Source organism: Pantoea sp. UBA4549 (genome assembly GCF_002387285.1).
Taxonomy (GTDB): Bacteria; Pseudomonadota; Gammaproteobacteria; order Enterobacterales; family Enterobacteriaceae; genus Pantoea; species Pantoea borealis.
The window spans coordinates 212,102-231,694 of sequence record NZ_DGLH01000015.1; the positions used below are offsets into that span (position 1 = coordinate 212,102).

The 19,593-nt window shown below is 58.1% G+C and carries 17 protein-coding genes, 1 tRNA gene and 1 riboswitch; of the genes, 5 read left to right on the top strand and 13 right to left on the bottom strand.

Annotated features, from left to right (window positions below; translation table 11 throughout):
- Window positions 1-10: 10 nt before the first annotated feature.
- The 5 genes from B3041_RS15035 to metG form a co-directional block, all read right to left on the bottom strand.
- Complete coding sequence (locus tag B3041_RS15035; RefSeq protein ID WP_065648888.1) at window positions 11-1,708, bottom strand: NAD-dependent malic enzyme; 1,698 nt, start codon at window positions 1,706-1,708, stop codon at window positions 11-13.
- 157 nt (window positions 1,709-1,865) lie between these two features.
- Entirely contained in the window at window positions 1,866-2,762 is an 897-nt protein-coding gene (gene cdd, locus B3041_RS15040) for a cytidine deaminase (RefSeq protein ID WP_292976409.1), read from the bottom strand.
- 124 nt (window positions 2,763-2,886) lie between these two features.
- On the bottom strand, window positions 2,887-3,579 hold the full coding sequence (locus tag B3041_RS15045) for a CidB/LrgB family autolysis modulator (RefSeq protein WP_292976412.1): 693 nt from the start codon (window positions 3,577-3,579) through the stop codon (window positions 2,887-2,889).
- On the bottom strand, window positions 3,572-3,958 hold the full coding sequence (locus tag B3041_RS15050) for a CidA/LrgA family protein (RefSeq protein WP_039385425.1): 387 nt from the start codon (window positions 3,956-3,958) through the stop codon (window positions 3,572-3,574). Before B3041_RS15050 ends, B3041_RS15045 begins: the two co-directional genes overlap by 8 nt.
- A gap of 178 nt (window positions 3,959-4,136) precedes the next feature.
- On the bottom strand, window positions 4,137-6,170 hold the full coding sequence (metG, locus tag B3041_RS15055; protein WP_292976415.1) for a methionine--tRNA ligase: 2,034 nt from the start codon (window positions 6,168-6,170) through the stop codon (window positions 4,137-4,139).
- A gap of 163 nt (window positions 6,171-6,333) precedes the next feature.
- Here metG and apbC point away from each other — a divergent pair, with 163 nt between their 5' ends.
- Window positions 6,334-7,446 (top strand): iron-sulfur cluster carrier protein ApbC, encoded by a 1,113-nt coding sequence (gene apbC / locus B3041_RS15060; protein ID WP_065648893.1) that lies wholly within the window; start codon window positions 6,334-6,336, stop codon window positions 7,444-7,446.
- Between the two features lies 1 nt (window position 7,447).
- Here apbC and B3041_RS15065 read toward each other — a convergent pair whose 3' ends face one another.
- Window positions 7,448-7,894, bottom strand: a complete 447-nt coding sequence (locus B3041_RS15065; RefSeq protein WP_292976418.1) for a GNAT family N-acetyltransferase — start codon at window positions 7,892-7,894, stop codon at window positions 7,448-7,450.
- Between the two features lie 261 nt (window positions 7,895-8,155).
- Here B3041_RS15065 and ahpC point away from each other — a divergent pair, with 261 nt between their 5' ends.
- Both ahpC and ahpF read left to right on the top strand, forming a co-directional pair.
- Window positions 8,156-8,719: an alkyl hydroperoxide reductase subunit C gene (gene ahpC, locus B3041_RS15070; RefSeq protein ID WP_065648894.1), complete on the top strand. Its 564-nt coding sequence runs from the start codon at window positions 8,156-8,158 to the stop codon at window positions 8,717-8,719.
- A gap of 71 nt (window positions 8,720-8,790) precedes the next feature.
- Window positions 8,791-10,359, top strand: a complete 1,569-nt coding sequence (gene ahpF / locus B3041_RS15075; RefSeq protein WP_292976422.1) for an alkyl hydroperoxide reductase subunit F — start codon at window positions 8,791-8,793, stop codon at window positions 10,357-10,359.
- Window positions 10,360-10,421: 62 nt separating this feature from the next.
- On the opposite strand, the gene B3041_RS15080 is transcribed toward ahpF, so the two are convergent.
- Window positions 10,422-10,625, bottom strand: a complete 204-nt coding sequence (locus B3041_RS15080) for a hypothetical protein (RefSeq protein ID WP_292976425.1) — start codon at window positions 10,623-10,625, stop codon at window positions 10,422-10,424.
- A gap of 190 nt (window positions 10,626-10,815) precedes the next feature.
- Window positions 10,816-10,912: riboswitch (TPP riboswitch) on the top strand.
- 69 nt (window positions 10,913-10,981) lie between these two features.
- Between B3041_RS15080 and thiD the strand changes: the two genes are divergently transcribed.
- Window positions 10,982-11,782 (top strand): bifunctional hydroxymethylpyrimidine kinase/phosphomethylpyrimidine kinase, encoded by an 801-nt coding sequence (gene thiD / locus B3041_RS15085; protein WP_292976583.1) that lies wholly within the window; start codon window positions 10,982-10,984, stop codon window positions 11,780-11,782.
- Window positions 11,783-11,846: 64 nt separating this feature from the next.
- Here thiD and B3041_RS15090 read toward each other — a convergent pair.
- Window positions 11,847-11,922 (bottom strand) — tRNA-Asn (locus B3041_RS15090).
- 264 nt (window positions 11,923-12,186) lie between these two features.
- Here B3041_RS15090 and B3041_RS15095 point away from each other — a divergent pair.
- On the top strand, window positions 12,187-13,308 hold the full coding sequence (locus B3041_RS15095) for a Gfo/Idh/MocA family protein (RefSeq protein ID WP_065648896.1): 1,122 nt from the start codon (window positions 12,187-12,189) through the stop codon (window positions 13,306-13,308).
- A 122-nt stretch (window positions 13,309-13,430) separates the two neighbouring features.
- On the opposite strand, the gene yegS is transcribed toward B3041_RS15095, so the two are convergent.
- From yegS to mdtD, 5 genes are all read right to left on the bottom strand, one after another.
- Complete coding sequence (gene yegS, locus B3041_RS15100; protein WP_065648897.1) at window positions 13,431-14,330, bottom strand: lipid kinase YegS; 900 nt, start codon at window positions 14,328-14,330, stop codon at window positions 13,431-13,433.
- 228 nt (window positions 14,331-14,558) lie between these two features.
- Window positions 14,559-15,929, bottom strand: a complete 1,371-nt coding sequence (gene yegQ, locus B3041_RS15105) for a tRNA 5-hydroxyuridine modification protein YegQ (RefSeq protein WP_292976429.1) — start codon at window positions 15,927-15,929, stop codon at window positions 14,559-14,561.
- 136 nt (window positions 15,930-16,065) lie between these two features.
- Window positions 16,066-16,773, bottom strand: coding sequence for a two-component system response regulator BaeR (gene baeR, locus B3041_RS15110; RefSeq protein WP_065648899.1), 708 nt, complete (start codon window positions 16,771-16,773; stop codon window positions 16,066-16,068).
- A 9-nt stretch (window positions 16,774-16,782) separates the two neighbouring features.
- On the bottom strand, window positions 16,783-18,168 hold the full coding sequence (baeS, locus tag B3041_RS15115; protein ID WP_292976438.1) for a two-component system sensor histidine kinase BaeS: 1,386 nt from the start codon (window positions 18,166-18,168) through the stop codon (window positions 16,783-16,785).
- The gene (gene mdtD, locus B3041_RS15120; protein ID WP_292976441.1) at window positions 18,165-19,562 is read right to left on the bottom strand and encodes a multidrug transporter subunit MdtD; all 1,398 of its coding nucleotides are present in this window, start codon (window positions 19,560-19,562) and stop codon (window positions 18,165-18,167) included. Before mdtD ends, baeS begins: the two co-directional genes overlap by 4 nt.
- Between the last annotated feature and the right edge of the window lie 31 nt (window positions 19,563-19,593).

A 19,593-nucleotide genomic window follows, 5' to 3' on the forward strand; every position in this document is an offset into this window, starting at 1 on the left:
ACGCTATACATCAGATAGAGGTACGGCGATAGTGACGATACTGTGGCAGCCAGAAGTTGTTGTGAACTGCTTTAGAAAGCACATCCTCCGACGTCACCACGGCAACGCCAGCCAGCTGTGCTGCTTTGCCGACTTCCATCGCAATCAGTTTGGAGACGCCCTGGATATCTTTGATCTCCGGCAGTACCGGGCCTTCGCCGTCGTTAACCAGCGGCGAGCAGTCAGCCAGCGCGCGGCTGGCCGTCATCAGCATGGAGTCGGTCACGCGCGTTGCGCCTGCGGCAATCACGCCCAGGCCGATACCCGGGAAGATATAGGAGTTATTGCACTGGGCAATCGGATAGGTTTTGCCTTTCCAGGTTACCGGTGAGAACGGGCTGCCGGTTGCAACCAGCGCGGCGCCGTCGGTCCAGGCGATGATGTCTGCCGGCGTCGCTTCCACGCGTGACGTCGGGTTAGAGAGCGGCATCACGATAGGGCGTTTGCAGTGCTTGTGCATCTCGCGAATGATCTCTTCGGTGAACAGGCCTGGCTGGCCCGATACGCCGATCAGAATATCGGGTTGTGCGTTGCGTACCACATCCAGCAGCGAAATTGTATCGCTGGTGACGTCCCACGCCTTCAGATTGTCACTTTTTTGCACCAGTTTGCTCTGGAAATCGAGCAGGTTTGGCAGCTTGTCGGTGAGCAGACCAAAGCGGTCAACCATCATGACCCGCGAACGCGCTTCCTCATCGCTCAGTCCTTCAGATTTCATCTGCGCAATGATCTGTTCAGCAATACCGCAGCCTGCAGAACCGGCGCCGAGGAAGACCACTTTCTGCTCGCACAGGCGGCTGCCTGCAGCGCGGCTGGCGGCAATCAGTGTGCCTACGGTAACGGCTGCGGTGCCCTGAATATCATCGTTGAAGCAGCAGATTTCATCGCGATAGCGCTGCAGCAGCGGCATGGCGTTCTTCTGTGCAAAATCTTCAAACTGCAGCAGGACGTTTGGCCAGCGGCGTTTCACCGCCTGAATAAATTCATTCACAAACGACTCATACTCTTCGCCGGTAATGCGCGGATGACGCCAGCCCATATAGAGCGGATCGTTGAGCAGCTGCGGGTTATTCGTGCCGACATCCAGCACCACCGGCAGGGTGTAGGCCGGACTGATGCCGCCGCAGGCGGTATAGAGCGACAGCTTGCCAATCGGAATACCCATGCCGCCGATACCGAGGTCACCAAGACCAAGAATACGCTCGCCATCCGTTACCACAATGACCTTCACATTCTGCTTGGTAGCGTTCTGCAGCATGTCTTCAATGCGATCGCGATTGTTGTAAGAGATAAACACGCCGCGCGCGCGACGGTAGATCTCAGAGAAATGCTCACACGCTGCACCCACGGTCGGGGTATAAATAATCGGCATCATCTCTTCCAGATGATTATCCAGCAGGCGGTAGAACAGGGTTTCATTGGTGTCCTGGATATTGCGCAGATAGACGTGCTTGTCGTTATTGTTTTTGAAATCCAGAAACTGACGCCAGGCGCGTTCCGCCTGCTCTTCAATGGTCTCAACCGCATCCGGCAGCAGACCATTCAGATTGAATTCGTTACGTTCTTCCAGTGAGAAAGCGCTGCCTTTATTCAGCAGCGGAAATTCCAGCAGAATCGGACCCGCATAAGGGATATAGAGCGGACGTTTACTTTCGTACTCGAGTTCCATGCAATGTTTGCTCCGGTTGCAGTGTTTGCTGACGTATCGCGACGAAAAGCTCACGCCAGATCTGATTAGTGTAAAGGTCTGGCGCCCGATCCTATGAAAATTCCGGCAGATGTACAGCTTTTGTTAACAGCAGGTCACAAAAGCGGTAAAAGGATCACTAAACGGATGTTTTTGAAACTAAAGTAATCGTCAGCGCGTGGCAGCCAAGCGCGGCGAGCGTCGCGCGCGTCGCATCCGCCTGCGTCAGCGCACCCTGCGCGGACTCAGCCAGCGCCGCGCGGCAGATGGTCTCCAGCGGTTCATGATGCATATTCATCAGGATCAGCGCGGCCTGCAGCGGGGGCAGGCTGGGATTAAACGCGGCATTTTCCGCATAGCGGCCGCTATAGATTGCGCCGCTGCGGCTCTCCAGTGCCACACCGCTATAGCTGTAGCTGTAAGGGGCGTGGCTCTGACTGGCGGCACTGATGGCCGCCTGCTGCAGCGCATCGCCGGCCGGGGCAAAGGCATGGTCAACCGGCGTCATCAGCCGCTCTGCAATATGAAGGTCAGCAGGACCAAACGCATCGGGCAGGTAGTGCGCCAGCGTGCTCACTTCGCGTCCCGGCAGGCTGATACGGATTGCCGTACCGCTGTTCAGCTCATTCATAAACTGACGGCAGTGGCCACACGGCGTGTAGTTTACGGTGATGGCCGCCAGCGCCGTTTCACCGCGCAGCCAGGCGTGGGTAATCGCGCTCTGCTCAGCGTGCACCGTCTGCTGCATCGTGGCGCCGCGAAACTCCATATTCGCCCCAAAATACCAGTGGCCGCTGACGCCACGCGCGATAGCGCCAACGTTAAAGCGGGAGAGCGGCGCAACCGCACAGCAGGCGGCGAGCGGCAGGAGCGCCAGCGCCAGTGCATCCTCTTCCAGTCCGGTCACCTGCTGCAGCTGTATCAACTCATCAGGGCGGAGCACGCCGTGAAAATCGGGCGCGTCCAGCAGCGGCTGCAGCGCCTGCTGCAGAGCAGTCGGCAGGTCGGAGAAAGCGGAAGAGAATCGTGGGTGCATGGTGTCAGGCCTCATTAACTCATCAGCGGCGGGGCGCCGCCTGCTGAGTTATATGTGATCCATGTCGCTATGACAATGCAAGCTGATTGAGTTGTTTCAACTTTGCGAGATCTCTCGCAAACTTTCAGCCAAACCACGCCAGCAGCAGCGGAAAGATAAACGGTGCCAGTAACGAGGTAATGATGCCGCAGATCACCAGCGCCAGTGAACTGAACGCCCCTTCCTGATAGTCGATTTCCGCCGCGCGCGCCGTGCCCAGCGCGTGTGACGCGTTGCCAATCGCCAGGCCGCGCGATGCTTTGCTGCGAATGCGCAGCAGGTTCAGCAGCATGTGCCCGAAAACGGCACCAAATACGCCTGCGATCAGCACGCAGATAGCGCTGATGGCCGGAATACCGTGCAGCGAGGCAGAGACCGCCATCGCAATCGGGGTGGTGACTGACTTGGGTAAGAGCGTCGCAGCGATCTCCGGGGTGGCGCCCAGCCACAGCGCCATCGCAGTGCCGGATACCATGGCGGTCAGGCTGCCAATAAAGCAGACGCTGATGATGGTTTTCCAGCGTGCACGGATCTGATGCATCTGCTCATAAAGCGGCAGCGCCAGCGCCACGACCGCTGGCTGCAGCAGCTGATTCAGCAGTGCGCTGCCGGCAAAATAGCGCGTATAGGGGGTATGCGTCAGCAGCAGCACCGGAATAATGATGGCCATGGCTACCAGCAGCGGGTTAATCAGCGAGATTTTAAGCTTTGCCGCCAGCCGGCGCGCCACAAAATAAGCAGCCAGCGTCAGCGGCAGGGACCACCAGACTTCACTCATGCGGCTGCTCCTGTTTCGGGCGCTGCAGGCGTTCAGCGCTAAAACCCACCACCACCAGCACCATCAGCGTACTGGTGAGGCAGGAGACCACAATCGGACCAAACTGCGCGGAAAGCACATCGGTATAGCTGATGACGCCAACGCTTATCGGTACAAACAGCAGCGCCATATAGCGGATCAGCAGATGGCAGCCGGGTTTTACCCAGCGAACCGGCAGGATCTGCAGCCCCAGCAGTAAAAACAGCAGCAGCATACCGATAATACTGCCGGGAATAGTAAAGGGAAGCAGGGCGGCGAGCGCGATACCGGCATAGAGCGCGGCATAGATAATCATAAAGGCGCGCAGATAGCGCCAGCAGGCAGTTAACACGTCAGACATCTCCGGCTTCGGTCATCTGTTTTACATCATACGCATTACGCGCTTAGCGTGCCAGACGTCACACAGAGGCAGGTCTGTTGGCGCTGCAGAATCAGCGTACAGAGGCGATCGCGAAGGGAGGAGAAGCAGAAAATCAGCCCTCTCCGGAAAGAAGAGGGCTGTAAACGAAGAAAAGAGCTTACTTAACCGGCATGCCTGGCTGTGCGCCGCTGTCCACCGAGAGCACGAACAGATCGCTGCCGCCCGGGCCGGCTGAGAGCACCATACCTTCCGATACGCCAAAGCGCATCTTACGCGGCGCCAGATTGGCCACGATAATGGTCATCTTGCCCACCAGCACGGAAGGATCGGGGTAAGCCGCACGAATGCCGGAGAAGATCTGACGCTTCTCACCGCCGAGATCGAGCTGCAGGCGCAGCAGCTTGTCTGAACCCTCAACCAGCTCCGCCTGCTCAATCAGCGCCACGCGCATATCGACTTTGGCGAAATCATCAATAGTGATGGTGTCGCCAATCGGCGCGTCAGCGAGCGGGCCGCTTACGGCAGGTTTGCTGGCCGCGGCTGCATCCTCTTTCGATGCCGCAATCAGCGCTTCCACTTTTGCCATCTCAATGCGGCCGTAGAGCGCTTTGAACGGTGCCACACGGTGGTTCAGCAGCGGCTGTGCGATGCCATCCCAGCTCAGTTCGCTCTGCAGAAACGCCTCAGCACGTTCGCTCAGCGACGGCAGTACCGGCTTCAGCCAGGTCATCAGCACGCGGAACAGGTTGATGCCCATTGAGCAGATCGCCTGCAGGTCAGCGTCGCGGCCTTCCTGTTTCGCCACTACCCACGGCGCCTGCTCATCAACATAGCGGTTTGCCAGATCGGCCAGCGTCATGATTTCACGAATGGCGCGGTTATATTCGCGGTTCGCCCACGCTTCGCCAATCTTCTCTGACGCCGCCACAAAGGTCTGATAAAGCGCCGGATCGGCGAGTTCAGCAGCCAGTTCACCGTTAAAGCGTTTGGTGATAAAACCGGCGTTGCGCGAGGCAAGGTTAACCACTTTGTTCACGATGTCAGCGTTAACGCGCTGCACAAAATCTTCCAGATTCAGGTCGATGTCATCAATGCGCGAAGAGAGCTTGGCCGCGTAGTAATAGCGCAGGCTGTCGGCATCGAGATGCTGCAGCCAGGTGCTGGCTTTGATAAAGGTGCCGCGCGATTTTGACATCTTCGCGCCGTTTACCGTGACATAGCCATGTACAAACAGATTGGTCGGCTTGCGGAAACCGCTGCCTTCCAGCATGGCTGGCCAGAACAGGCTGTGGAAATAGACGATATCTTTACCGATAAAGTGGTAGAGCTCGGTCGCGGAATCTTTCTGCCAGAATTCGCTGAAGTCGATATCGCCGCGCTTATCGCACAGGTTCTTAAACGAGCCCATGTACCCGATTGGCGCATCAAGCCAGACGTAGAAATATTTGCCCGGCGCGTCCGGGATCTCGAAGCCAAAGTAGGGCGCATCGCGGGAGATATCCCACTGCTGCAGTCCCGACTCAAACCACTCCTGCATCTTGTTGGCAACCTGCTCCTGCAGCGCACCGGAGCGGGTCCACGCCTGCAGCATCTCGCTGAACGACGGCAGATCGAAGAAGAAGTGCTCGGAGTCACGCAGTTCCGGCGTTGCGCCTGATACGACTGATTTAGGCTCAATCAGCTCCGTCGGGCTGTAGGTGGCGCTGCACACTTCGCAGTTATCGCCATACTGATCGGCTGCTTTACATTTCGGGCAGATGCCCTTCACAAAACGATCGGGCAGGAACATCCCTTTTTCCGGATCGTAGAGCTGTGAAATGGTGCGCTTTTTGATAAAGCCATTTTCATTCAGGCGCGTGTAGATCAGCTCAGCCAGCTGACGATTCTCATCGGCATGCGTTGAGTGATAGTTGTCATAGCTGATATTAAAACCGGCGAAGTCAGTTTCGTGCTCCTGCTTCATATCGGCGATCATCTGCTCCGGGGTGATGCCCAGCTGCTGCGCTTTCAGCATAATCGGCGTGCCGTGGGCATCGTCTGCGCAGATGAAGTAAACCTGATTGCCACGCATTCGCTGGTAACGGACCCATACATCAGCCTGGATGTGTTCCAGCATGTGACCAAGATGGATAGAGCCGTTTGCGTACGGCAGGGCGCACGTTACCAGTAATTTTTTAGCGACTTGAGTCATGATTTGCGTAGCTTTCCGTTAATAAAAAATCGGGGGTTAGATGGTAACCGAAGCACCCTCCGGCGTAAACACAGGAGGCGCGTCGCGCTCTTTTCCGCGCGGCTCTGATATGATTGACCTTATACCGCTACATTCTGGCGTCATGATGAAATAAGGAGAGGGGATGAGCACACAATCCCGGGATTATCATTCACCTGAAGCGTTGCGTGCCGCGGTCAGCGGCGTGCTGAGCGCGTTTACGCACCCCACGCTGCAGCAGAATCTCACTACGCTGAAAGCGCTGCGGCATGTCGCGCTGCTGGATGAAAAACTGCATATTGAGTTGGTTATGCCGTTTGTCTGGCATAGCGCATTTGAGGATCTTAAAGCGCAGGTCAGCGCGGAGCTGCTGCGTCTGACGCAGGCACGCGCTATCGACTGGCGTCTGCGCCACGATATCGCCACGCTGAAGCGGGTAAAAAATCAGCCGGGCGTGAACGGCGTGAAAAATATTATTGCGGTCAGCTCCGGCAAAGGCGGCGTCGGCAAGTCGAGCACGGCGGTCAACATGGCGCTGGCGCTGGCGGCGGAAGGGGCGCGCGTGGGCCTGCTGGATGCGGATATCTATGGTCCCTCTATCCCGAACATGCTGGGAACGGAAGCGGAGCGTCCGACGTCGCCTGACGGCACGCACATGGCCCCGATTATGGCGCACGGGCTTGCCACCAACTCCATTGGCTATCTGGTCACGGACGATAACGCCATGGTGTGGCGTGGGCCAATGGCGAGCAAGGCGCTGCTGCAGCTGCTCAACGAGACGCTGTGGCCCGATCTCGACTATCTGGTGCTCGATATGCCGCCCGGCACCGGGGATATACAGCTGACGCTGGCGCAGAGCGTACCGGTCACCGGCGCCGTGGTGGTAACTACGCCGCAGGATATTGCGCTGCTGGATGCGCGCAAAGGCATTGTGATGTTTGAAAAAGTGGCGGTGCCGGTGCTGGGGGTGGTGGAGAACATGAGCATGCATATCTGCAGTGAATGTGGCCATCACGAGCCAATCTTCGGTACCGGCGGGGCTGAGCGGCTGGTGCAGGATTACCACACCCGCCTGCTGGCACAGCTGCCGCTGCATATTCATCTGCGGGAAGACCTGGATGACGGAACGCCTACGGTGATCCGCCGGCCAGAGAGCGGGTTTACCGCGCTCTATCGCCAGCTGGCGGGGCGCGTAGCCGCTCAGCTCTACTGGCAGGGCGAGATTATCCCGGGCGACATCGCCTTCCGGGCGGTGTAGCTTACGCTGTTTCGCTGGCGCGTCCCGCCAGCGGATAATGCATCAGCACATAGGTACCCTGTTCGCCTTCACCGCTGGCGACACGTTGCCAGCCGTGATGCTGGTAGAACGCCAGCGCGGCCCGGTTCTCTGCCAGACATTTCAGCGCGCCGGTTGAGGTAAAGCGTGCTGTAACCCGCTGCAGCAGCGCGCTGCCCACCCCCTGAGCCTGATGCGCCGGGTCAACGTAAAGGCTGTGCAGAAAATTATCGTTGTCCAGAATACCGGCAAAACCCGCGCGTTCGCCGTTTATCTCCGCTACCAGCACCGTTTCGCCCAGGATCACCGCATCAAAATCTTCCAGCTGCCAGTCATCACCGTTGAGCCATGTCCAGCTGTGCCGGCGCGCGGCGAGAAACAGCGTGCGCAGAAACGGACGGTCGCTCTCCTGAAAAGGTCGGATATTCACGTGCGGGGTCTCCTGAATCGCAAGCATCGCTTATGGCACGCGGTCATACGCACCAGCCTGTAAAAAAAATAGCAGTTTTGCCGCATTCTGAGAAAGCCTGTTATCGCCGCCGCTTTTCTGTGTAGAATGCCGCGGCAAGCCGCACCGGATCTGGTCTCGCTGCATTGATAGCTTTTGTTTATCTGAGTGATAACGTCTGCGTATTAGCACCTGGCCCGAAAAAACTGTAGCCTGCATCACATCTTTTTAACGGAGGTCACTATGTCAATCATTAACACCAAAATTAAACCGTTCAAAAACGCAGCGTTCAAAAACGGCGAATTCATCGACGTAACCGAGAAAGACGTTGAAGGTAAATGGAGTGTTTTCTTCTTCTACCCGGCTGACTTCACCTTCGTATGCCCGACTGAACTGGGTGACGTTGCAGACCACTACGAAGAGTTCCAGAAACTGGGCGTAGATATCTACTCTGTTTCTACTGACACGCACTTTACCCACAAAGCCTGGCACGGTTCTTCCGAGACCATCGGCAAAATCCAGTATGCCATGCTCGGCGATCCAACCGGCGCGCTGACCCGCAACTTTGAAATCATGCGTGAAGCAGAAGGTCTGGCCGATCGCGGTACCTTCATCGTTGACCCTGAAGGCATCATCCAGGCGATCGAAATCACCGCTGAAGGTATTGGCCGTGACGCATCTGACCTGCTGCGCAAAGTGAAAGCCGCCCAGTACGTGGCCTCTCACCCAGGCGAAGTCTGCCCGGCTAAATGGAAAGAAGGCGACGCCACGCTGGCTCCGTCACTGGACCTGGTTGGTAAAATCTAAGTTACCTGACACCATTCGGTCTCTTTTTTATCGGGTGCTGCGGCACCCGATTTTCTTCACAGGAACTCACTATGCTCGACACCAATTTAAAAACCCAGCTTAAGGCTTACCTTGAGAAACTAACGAAACCGGTTGAGTTGATTGCTACCCTGGATGAGGGCGCTAAATCTGCAGAGATCCGTACGCTGTTAGCAGACATTGCTGCGCTCTCTGACAAAGTCAGCTTCCGTGAAGAGAACGATCGTCCGGTCCGCAAGCCATCGTTTCTGATTACCAACCCAGGCAGCCAGAGCGGTCCGCGCTTTGCCGGTTCGCCAATGGGCCATGAATTTACGTCACTGGTGCTGGCCCTGCTCCAGACCGGTGGACATCCCTCTAAAGAGGCGCAAAGCCTGCTGGATCAGGTTATTTCACTCGATACCGATCTGCACTTTGAAACGTACTATTCGCTCTCCTGCCACAACTGCCCGGACGTGGTGCAGGCGCTGAACCTGATGGCGGTGCTTAACCCGCGTATCAGCCACACCGCCATCGATGGCGGCGTGTTCCAGCATGAAATCACCGAGCGCAACGTCATGGGCGTGCCGGCTGTCTACCTTAACGGCAAAGAGTTTGGTCAGGGCCGCATGAGCCTGGCTGAAATCGTCGGAAAAGTAGATACCAACGCTGATAAGCGTGCGGCAGAAGAGCTGAACAAGCGTGACGCTTATGAAGTCCTGATCATCGGCAGTGGTCCGGCAGGCGCCGCGGCCGCTATCTACTCCGCGCGTAAAGGTATTCGCACCGGCCTGATGGGCGAGCGTTTTGGCGGCCAGGTACTGGATACAGTAGATATTGAAAACTACATTTCTGTACCCAAAACAGAAGGTGCGAAGCTGGCGGGTTCACTGCGCGCGCACGTCGATGATTACGCGGTGGATGTGATTGACACGCAGAGCGCGATTAAACTGATCCCGGCCGCGCAGGAAGGGGGATTGCACGCTATTGAAACCGCTTCCGGCGCGGTGCTGAAATCACGCAGCATCATTATCGCCACCGGCGCGCGCTGGCGCAACATGGGCGTACCGGGCGAAGATCAGTATCGTACCAAAGGGGTAACCTACTGTCCGCACTGCGACGGCCCGCTGTTTAAAGGCAAGCGCACCGCGGTCATTGGCGGCGGTAACTCCGGCGTGGAAGCGGCCATCGACCTGGCCGGTATCGTTGAGCACGTTACGCTGCTGGAATTTGCCGGTGAGATGCGTGCCGACAAAGTGCTGCAGGATAAACTGCGCAGCCTGAAAAATGTCGACGTGATCCTCAACGCCCAGACTACCGAAGTCAAAGGCGACGGCAGCAAAGTCACCGGCCTGGCGTATCTGGATCGCACCACGCAGACCACGCACGAGCTGGCGCTGAGCGGCATCTTTGTACAGATTGGTCTGCTGCCTAATACCGGCTTCCTTGAAGGCGCGATAGAGCGTAACCGCATGGGTGAAGTGATCATCGATGCGAAGTGCGAAACCAGCCTGAAAGGCGTGTTTGCCGCCGGCGACTGCACCACGGTGCCCTATAAGCAGATTATCATCGCCAGCGGCGAGGGCGCTAAAGCATCACTCAGCGCCTTTGATTATCTGATCCGCACCCAGCCGGCACAGTAAATTCAATTCTGTTATCCGGCCTGCGCCCCGCACCTTGCTGCGGGGCTTTTTTTTGCCGTTAATCAGCCAAGCCAGCGGCGTGCTTCGCTATCGCTGAGGTCGTGGTAGTAAAGCTTATGCAGCCGCGCGCCACAGCCGCGACAGCGTGCGGTGATACAGGTGGCCAGGCAGTAACGTCCGGCAGGGTTCAGAACGCCGGGGTGGCTGATTGTAATCTGATGCCAGCGGTGAGCGTGCGGAATAAGATGGCGCAGCAGGTTAATCATGGTGATATCCGGCAGGGTGGTCCGGCAGCAGATTAAGCACGCAGCAGCGTTATCGCGGCTTGCGCTGTATCAATAAACCGGTCACCCCAGCGGTCTGTCTGCCTCTGCAACCGCGCAGATCAATGTTTCTGCTCTCTGTGGCTTGCTTCAGGCGATCGCTTCCCCTAAGCTGCCGGTGTGTCGTAACAGACACCATGACTCGGGGTGCCCTTCTTTGTGAAGGCTGAGAAATACCCGTATTACCTGATCTGGATAATGCCAGCGTAGGGAAGTCAGATGCCTGCGCGCATTCGCCTTCCTGTACGCCTGACAGGAGCGCTATGATGACCCACCCTTTCTCTGCTTTGCCGCGCGGCTTGCCCCGTATAAATGCCCTGACCATTGCCGGCACCGATCCCAGCGGCGGCGCAGGGATTCAGGCCGATCTCAAAACCTTTTCTGCACTCAGCGCCTACGGCACCAGCGTCATTACCGCACTGGTGGCACAAAATACCTGCGGCGTGCAGTCGGTCTGTTATCTTTCCCCGGCGTTTGTCGCCGCACAGCTCGATTCGGTCCTGAGCGATATCCGTATCGATACGGCGAAAATCGGCATGCTGGCCGGGAGCGATATCGTGGAGGTCGTAACAGAAAAACTGGCGCGTGCGCGGCTGCCGTTTGTGGTGCTGGATACGGTCATGATTGCCAAAAGCGGCGATGCGCTGCTGGCCCCCGAGGCGGTGGCAGCGATGCGTGAGCGGCTGCTGCCGCAGGTTTCACTGATCACGCCTAATCTGCCGGAAGCGGCGGCGCTGCTGGAAACGGCACCTGCCCGGGATGAGCGCGCCATGCTGCAGCAGGGGGAGGGACTGCTGGATCTCGGCTGTGCAGCGGTGCTGATGAAGGGCGGCCATCTGGAGGATGCAGAGAGCCCTGACTGGCTGATCACCCGCAGCGGACGCACCCGTTTTACGGCGCCGCGCGTGGCGACGCGTCATACCCACGGCACCGGCTGTACACTGTCGGCAGCGCTGGCGGCGCTGCGACCACGGCATGAGAGCTGGGCTGATACAGTGGCAGCGGCAAAAGGCTGGCTGCAGCAGGCGCTGCTGCAGGCCGATTCACTGGAGGCAGGAAAGGGCATCGGGCCGGTGCATCATTTTCATCACTGGTGGTAGGACGCAGGCGGATAGTACGCAGGCATAAAAAGAGCAGCCTTACAGGCTGCTCTTTTTAAGAATCTGGCTCCTCTGACTGGACTCGAACCAGTGACATACGGATTAACAGTCCGCCGTTCTACCGACTGAACTACAGAGGAATTGTGTGGAACGGGGCGCATAATATCGGGCAGCCTGCTGCGTGTCAAAGCCCTTTTGCAAAATTTTCACCAACTGCTGAATAAACCGCCACTCCCTGACACAATGTGAGGAATATCACCAAAGTACTGCAAACTTACAGCGGTAATTGCTGATTTTGTCGTGTGCCCCACATCAATGATCACAGATATTTCATTTCGCCATTGTGGCGCCGAAATATGAAACATATATTCCGCGAAACCTTCTCTACTTTTCACGGGTGCAGCATGAACAGAGTCAGAATCGGAATGATTGGCAGCGGATATATCGGGCGGTGTCACGCTATCGCCTATGCGCAGGCACCCACGGTATTTGCCCTGAAGGGGGAGATCGTGCGTGAGATGCTGGCTGAAGTAAACCCGGCCCTGGCGGCAAAGCAGGCCGCCACGTTTGGCTTTGCCCGTTCCACCGGCGACTGGCGCGAGCTGGTCAGCGATCCGCAGATCGATGTCGTGGATATCTGCGCGCCCAACTTCCTGCATAAAGAGATGGCGCTGGAGGCGATTCGCCACGGCAAACATGTCTACTCGGAAAAACCGCTGTCGCTGAGCGTAGCGGATGCAGAGGAGATGGTACAGGCCGCAGAGCGGGCAGGTGTAAAAACGCTGGTGGGCTTTAACTACATGAAAAACCCGACCAGCCAGCTGGCGCGGGAGATCATTGCGCGCGGCGAGATTGGTGACGTGGTGCATTTTTACGGCACCCATAACGAAGATTATCTCGCCAGCCCGCAGACGCCGCTGGACTGGCACTGTCAGCAAAAACTGGCGGGGCTGGGCGCGCTGGGCGATCTGGCAGCGCACATCGTCAATATGGCGCACTATCTGGTGGGCGACATCGAGGAAGTCAGCGGTGACATGATGACGGTTATCACGCAGCGGCCCGACCCTAAAGATCCTGCGCGTCTGCTGCCGGTAGAGAATGAAGATCAGGCCAGCGCGCTGCTGCGCTTCAGAAATGGCGCGCACGGGGTTATTGAGACCTCACGCATCGCCTGCGGCAGCAAAATGGGGCTGACCTACGTAGTGACCGGCACCCGGGGCACGCTGCGTTATACCCAGGAGCGCATGGCGGAGCTGGAGCTTTATCTCCACGATGAGCCTGCCGGGCGGCAGGGCTTTAAAACGCTGCTCACCGGGCCGGCGCATCCGGACTACGCCAGCTTCTGCGTCTCTGCCGGACACGGTATTGGTTTTAACGACCAGAAAACCGTGGAGATCCGCGACCTGATCAACGGCATCGCGGCGGGCGATCGTATGTGGCCGGACTTTGCCGAAGGGTTACAGGTACAAAAGGTGCTGGAAGCCATCGCAGTTTCGGCGGCTGAGCGGCGCTGGATGAAGGTGTGATGCGGAGGGTTAAGCCAGTCGCCCTGACTGCAGAGCGGCTTTTGAGGAGGTCGCCGGGTGTGGCGACCCTGCAAGTCACAGGGTGCGCATTGATGCGCCCCTGATGTTACGCACGCCCGTTGTTACGCCAGAAGCGCACACTGTGGCGGCAGGCGACAGCTGATTGCCCCCGACAGCACGTCAATGGTGAATTCACTGCCGCTCAGCGGTTCACCGTCCAGATTAAACGTCATCTCATGCGGCGAGCGAATGGTCAGGGAGTCGAGCTGAGCCGACACAATATTAGGGTTCTCATCATCGCGCGTCAGCGAATGGAACAGCGTTGGCAGCAGCTCCTGCGCGGTCACGATGCTGAGGTTAAGCTGACCATCGTTGATCAGCGCATCCGGGCAGAGGCGCTGTCCGCCACCCGCCTGGCGACCATTGCCGATACCGATAACCAGCGCGTCCCCCTGCCAGCTGAAACCGGGCCCGCTGATTTCACAGCTGTCAGGTTTTAGCGCATCCACGCGCATCAGACCGTGAATAAAGTAAGAGACGCCTCCCAGCGCGGATTTCAGCTTCTCCGGCGTTTCGGTGGTGATGCGCGTACCAAAGCCGCCGGTCGCCATATTGATAAAATAGCGGTCGCCATTGACCCGTGCCAGATCGATAGCGGTGGCTTTACCCACTACGGCAAGGCGCAGCGCCGGCTCCATTTCAGCCGGAATACCCACGCTGGTGGCAAAATCGTTGGCGGTGCCCAGCGGCAGAATACCGAGCACCGGACGCGAGGCGTCGGGCACGGCAGCCAGCGCCGTGGCAATCTCATTAATGGTGCCGTCGCCGCCACCTGCGATAACGGTTTCCGCCTGCAGAGCAACCGCTTCCTGTACATAGCGATCGCCATCACCCTTTTCCCAGGTGACGCGCACGGCCAGATTAAAGCCCTCTTCGCGCAGCGTATTAACGGCCGCGCGCAGATCCTCATTGCCGGCGCCTTTTCCATTCAGGATCAGCAGCGTGAGCGGTGTAGTGTGCATCTTCAGTTCCTTGAAACGTGAGACAGGGATGTGGTTATAGCATAGCTGCGGCGGGAACTTTATCGGCAGGCGCTGAAAAAAGAAAACCCGCGCGGGGGAGCCGGGCGGGTAAATGAGGTGGTTCCTGGTCGTGCATGCTGGATATTGTTACTCATTAGCAGCAGGCGCGATTCTAAAGCGCGGCGTTGCGACCGTCTGTGATCCTGTTCTAACTTCGCCGCCTTTTTTTCATTTTGTGCGATTTTTGCCGTGCGGATCGCTGGTAGTGTTGCCTTCAGGGAGATTGCGCAGCAGCAGTGCAAAGGTAAGATCCACGTCTGCCGGCACCGGGATCCAGACCCGATGACCGTCGCCGGGTGCAACGCCGATCGCTTCAGCGCGATCGTTTTGCATCGCCTCCAGCGTGCAGGTCAGGTTGCCCTGCGGCGTCATGATCTCCACCGCATCGTCCTGCAGGAATTTGTTTTTCACCGCAATCTGCGCCCAGTCACCGCGCCGCTCGCCGGTAAACTCGCCCACAAACTGCTGGCGCTCAGAAACGGAAAAACCCTGCTCATAATTCTGGTAGCTGTCATGGGTGTGGCGGCGCAGAAAGCCTTCGGTATAACCCCGATGCGCCAGACCTTCCAGCGTGGCGAGCAGAGAGGTATCAAAGGGTTTACCCGCTGCGGCGTCATCGATGGCGCGGCGATAGACCTGCGCGGTCCGCGCGCAGTAGTAGAATGATTTGGTGCGTCCTTCAATTTTCAGCGAGTGGATGCCCATCGCGCTCAGCCGCTCCACGTGCGCCACCGCACGCAAATCCTTTGAGTTCATGATGTAGGTGCCGTGCTCATCTTCAAAGGCACTCATTACCTCGCCGGGCTTCATTTTCTCTTCCAGCAGAAACAGCCGGTCGGTTGGTGCGTTGTGGCCGGGCACGGGAGCCTGCTGTCCGGACGGCTCATGCATGCCGGTAATATTGCCGACCTCATCCTGCTGACCTTCGGAGACCTTATACGACCAGCGGCAGGCGTTGGTACAGGTGCCCTGGTTTGGATCGCGTTTGTTGAGATAGCCAGAGAGCAGGCAGCGGCCGGAGTAGGCCATGCAGAGCGCGCCGTGAACAAAGATCTCCAGTTCCATCTCCGGCACCTGCGTGCGGATCTCCGCAATCTCCTCCAGCGAAAGCTCGCGTGACAGAATGACGCGCGTCAGCCCCATCTGCTGCCAGAATTTTACCGTGGCCCAGTTGACGGCGTTGGCCTGCACGGAAAGGTGGATGGAGATGGCCGGAAACGCCTCGCGCACCAGCATAATCAGCCCCGGATCGGACATAATCAGCGCATCCGGCTGCATTGCCACCACCGGTGTGAGGTCGCGAATAAACGTTTTCAGTTTGGCGTTATGCGGCGCGATATTAACCACCACATAGAATTTTTTACCCAGCGCGTGCGCTTCAGCGATCCCCTGCGCCAGATTGTCATGTGTGAATTCGTTGTTGCGTACGCGCAGACTGTAGCGCGGCTGCCCGGCATAAACGGCATCAGCGCCGTAGGCAAAGGCGTAACGCATATTTTTCAGCGTTCCCGCCGGGGAGAGCAGTTCAGGTTTAAACATGGAAGACTCACTGATGTCAGGTCAGCTGGCCATCGCGGATGGCCGCAGCAGAAGCCGCAGCGTGCGGCTCTGCAAAAGAGGCGGGAATTGTAGGCAGGGTGCGGAGTGAAGTAAATTGATCGGGATCAATAACAGGCTATGCCAGCCGGCACATATCCGCCTCCCAGCGATAGCCGATACCATATACCGCACGAATAAACGGCTGATCGGCATCCAGCGCCTCAAGCTTGCGGCGCAGGTTTTTGATATGGCTGTCAATAGTACGGTCGGTCACTACACGGTAATCATCATAAAGCTGATTCAGCAGCTGCTCGCGGGAAAACACTTTGCCGGGTTCCAGCGACAGCGTTTTCAGCAGGCGGAACTCTGCCGGCGTCAGCTCCAGCGGAGCGGCACGCCAGCTGGCCTGAAAGCGACCTTCGTCAATCATCAGCAGCGACGCCTGCTGCGTCTCTTCCGGCGATTTACGCACGCGGCGCAGAATGGTTTTCACGCGCGCCACCACTTCGCGCGGGCTGAACGGCTTGCAGATATAGTCATCCGCGCCGGTCTCCAGCCCCAGCAGGCGGTCAATCTCTTCGGTGCGGGCGGTGACCATAATAATTGGCAGGTCGGAGCTGCGGCGTATTTCGCGGCACAACGTCATACCGTCGCAGCCCGGCAGCATCAGGTCGAGCAGCATCAGCGCGGGCGTAGTGTGCTGCAGCCAGGCCTGCACTTCGCCGCCACTGGCAATATGATGCGTGCGATAGTTCGACGCCTGCAGATAATCGATCATCAGCTGCGCCAGCTTGGGTTCATCTTCAACAACAAGAATTAGTGGATCGCTATTTTCCGGGCTCATACGGGCTTTCTACTGGGGAACATAGGGCAAGTTTAGCCTGATTTGTACGCCACCTAAATCAGAGTGCTCTGCAGAAATCGTACCGCCGTGCGCCTCGACGATATTTTTACAGATAGCCAGCCCCAGACCGGAGCCTCCACTGGCGCGATTGCGGGAATTTTCCGCACGGAAAAAGCGCTCGAACAGCTGCGTGCGCTGCGCCGCCGCTACGCCGGGTGCGCTGTCATCAATACAGAGCAGCCACTGATCCTCCTGCTGCCGCATGGTAATGCGGACGTCGCCGCCGGGATGGGTGTAGCGCAGGCTGTTTTCCAGCAGGTTCGTAAACAACTGCATCAGCCGGTCAGGATCGCCAAAGCTGCTGGCTTCTGCAGGCAGCTGCAGCTGCAGCGTCAGATGGTGCGTGCGATAGCGTCCGGCAAAGCTGCCGGCGATCACTTCCAGCAGGTTAACCAGATCCAGCGGCTGTTTGCGGTAGGCAAGGGCACCCGCATCGGAGAGCGACAGCTGATGCAGATCATCCACCAGCTTGGTCAGTACCACCACCTCGCTCTGCAGCGAACTTATCGCCTCAGGCGTGACCTGCCGCACGCCATCCTGTATCGCCTCCAGCTCGCCACGCAGGATCGCCAGCGGCGTGCGCAGCTCATGGGAGATATCCGCCATGAACGCGCGGCGATTACTCTCATTTTTTTCCAGCGACTGCGCCAGCTGATTAAAGTCGCGCGCCAGCTGACCAATTTCATCACCGCTATCAACCTTAACCCGGGTAGCAAATTTACCCGCTGCCAGCTGATGCGTGCCCTCTACCAGCCGTTTGACCGGCGCCAGCAGGCCGCGAGCCAGCAGCCAGGTCACCAGCGCCGCCAGCAGGGTAGAGAGCGTGACGATCATCCAGTTGGTCTGGCGCTGCTGCCGGTCAAAATTGATATCGGTGCTGCGCGTCAGGTTTTCCGCCGGCGAGGCAATCACCCAGCCGACAATTTTACCGGTGCTGGTGGTGATGTTACGCCGTGTTCCTTTTGGCGGAATTGGTGCGCGCGGGCCTGACAGCACCTTATATTGCTGATCGATGATCCAGAACTGTGTGCGCCAGCCGTGCGGCGGCAGCGGATTGTGGCTGCCAGGGTTCTGCTCCAGCGAGCGCAGAATGGTGAAGATAAGCCGATCGTTCTGGCGCAGGAAATCCCAGCTGCCGTGCTGCTCATACTGATCCGCCAGCGCATCACTCAGCAGCGTCAGCCGCTGTTCGTTGCCCTTTTTAATGTAATCAACAAAGCCATGCTCAAAGCTGAGCCGTACTCCCCAGTGCATAGTAATAATGACCAGCATGCAGGTGCCAAAAATCGCCATAAAGAGTTTGGCGCCGATGCCGGGCCGGAAACGCGCAATCACTTATTGCTCCTGGTTCTGAGATCAACATTTTTACTGAGGGCTTCCGGTACCCGCCAGAACACCAGCGCCGGCAGGGCGATCACCACCACCATACAGAGCCAGGTCCAGGCAAAGGTCTGCTGCGCCATGTCGCTGCCCGCGGCAGCCTGGTGGCCAAACGCACCAAGCAGCAGACCGGCGAGCGTGACGCCGATACTCATCGACAATTGCATGATCATCGACAGCAAGCTGTTGCCACCGGAGGCGAGATCGTCCGGCAGATCTTTCAGCGTCAGGGTATTCATGGCGGAAAAACGCAGGGCATTGACCATGCCGAGCAGTAGCAATACCAGCGGCAGGAGCCAGATCCAGCCGGCCAGCGCCACCACGGCAAACAGCGCTACGACCCCTGCCAGCGCCAGCGTGCTGCTGACCAGTGCGCGGCGGTAGCCAAACAGATTCACGATGCGCACCACCACACGCTTGATGCCCATATTTCCCAGCACCATCGGGATCATCATCAGCCCGGCGTGAAACGGCGTGAAACCAAGACCTACCTGCAGAAACACCGGCGTCATAAACGGCAGCATGCCGCTGCCGATGCGCCCGGTAAAGCTGCCGAGCAGACCAATCGAATAGAGACGGTTATCAAACAGCCGCAGGCTGAACAGCGCGTTGTCATTATGGCGGCCGTGCATCAGATAGAACAGCAGCGACAGTACACCGGTGAGGATCAGGAGGCCGGGCAGCAGTGCGCCGCTGCCGCCGCCATCCAGCGCCAGCGTCAGCGCCGCCATGCCAGCCGCCAGCAGCAGAAAGCCGGCAAAGTCAAACCGGCGCGTCTGCATGGTGTAGTTAGGCATCAGCATCAGCGTGGCGATAGCACCAATAATCCCGACCGGGATATTGATGAGAAAAATCCAGTGCCAGCTGGCGTATTCAACCAGTACGCCGCCGAGTGCCGGGCCGAGCAGCGGGCCAATCTGTCCCGGCAGGGTGACAAAGGTCATGGCGGACATATATTGCTCGCGCGGCACAATTTTCATGACCGTTAAGCGGCCCACTGGCACCATCATTGCGCCGCCGATGCCCTGTACCACGCGCGCCAGGACCAGCTGGTTAAGCGTGGCAGCCAGCGCGCAAAACAGCGATCCGACGCTGAACAGCACAATCGCGCTGAAAAAGATGTTACGCACGCCAAAGCGATCAGCCAGCCAGCCGCTCAGCGGCAGCATCACCGCAACCGTCAGAACGTAAGAGACGATAACGGAATGCATATGCAGCGGGCTGACGCCGAGATCCTGTGCCATAGAGGGCAGCGCGGTGTTGACAATGGTGGTATCCAGCGTCTGCATAAAGAAGCCAAACGCCACAATCCAGAGCTGCCAGCGTACCGTGGTGGCAGGTGTATTCATCTTCTCTCCTCCAGCGTAAGGGCACGTTCGT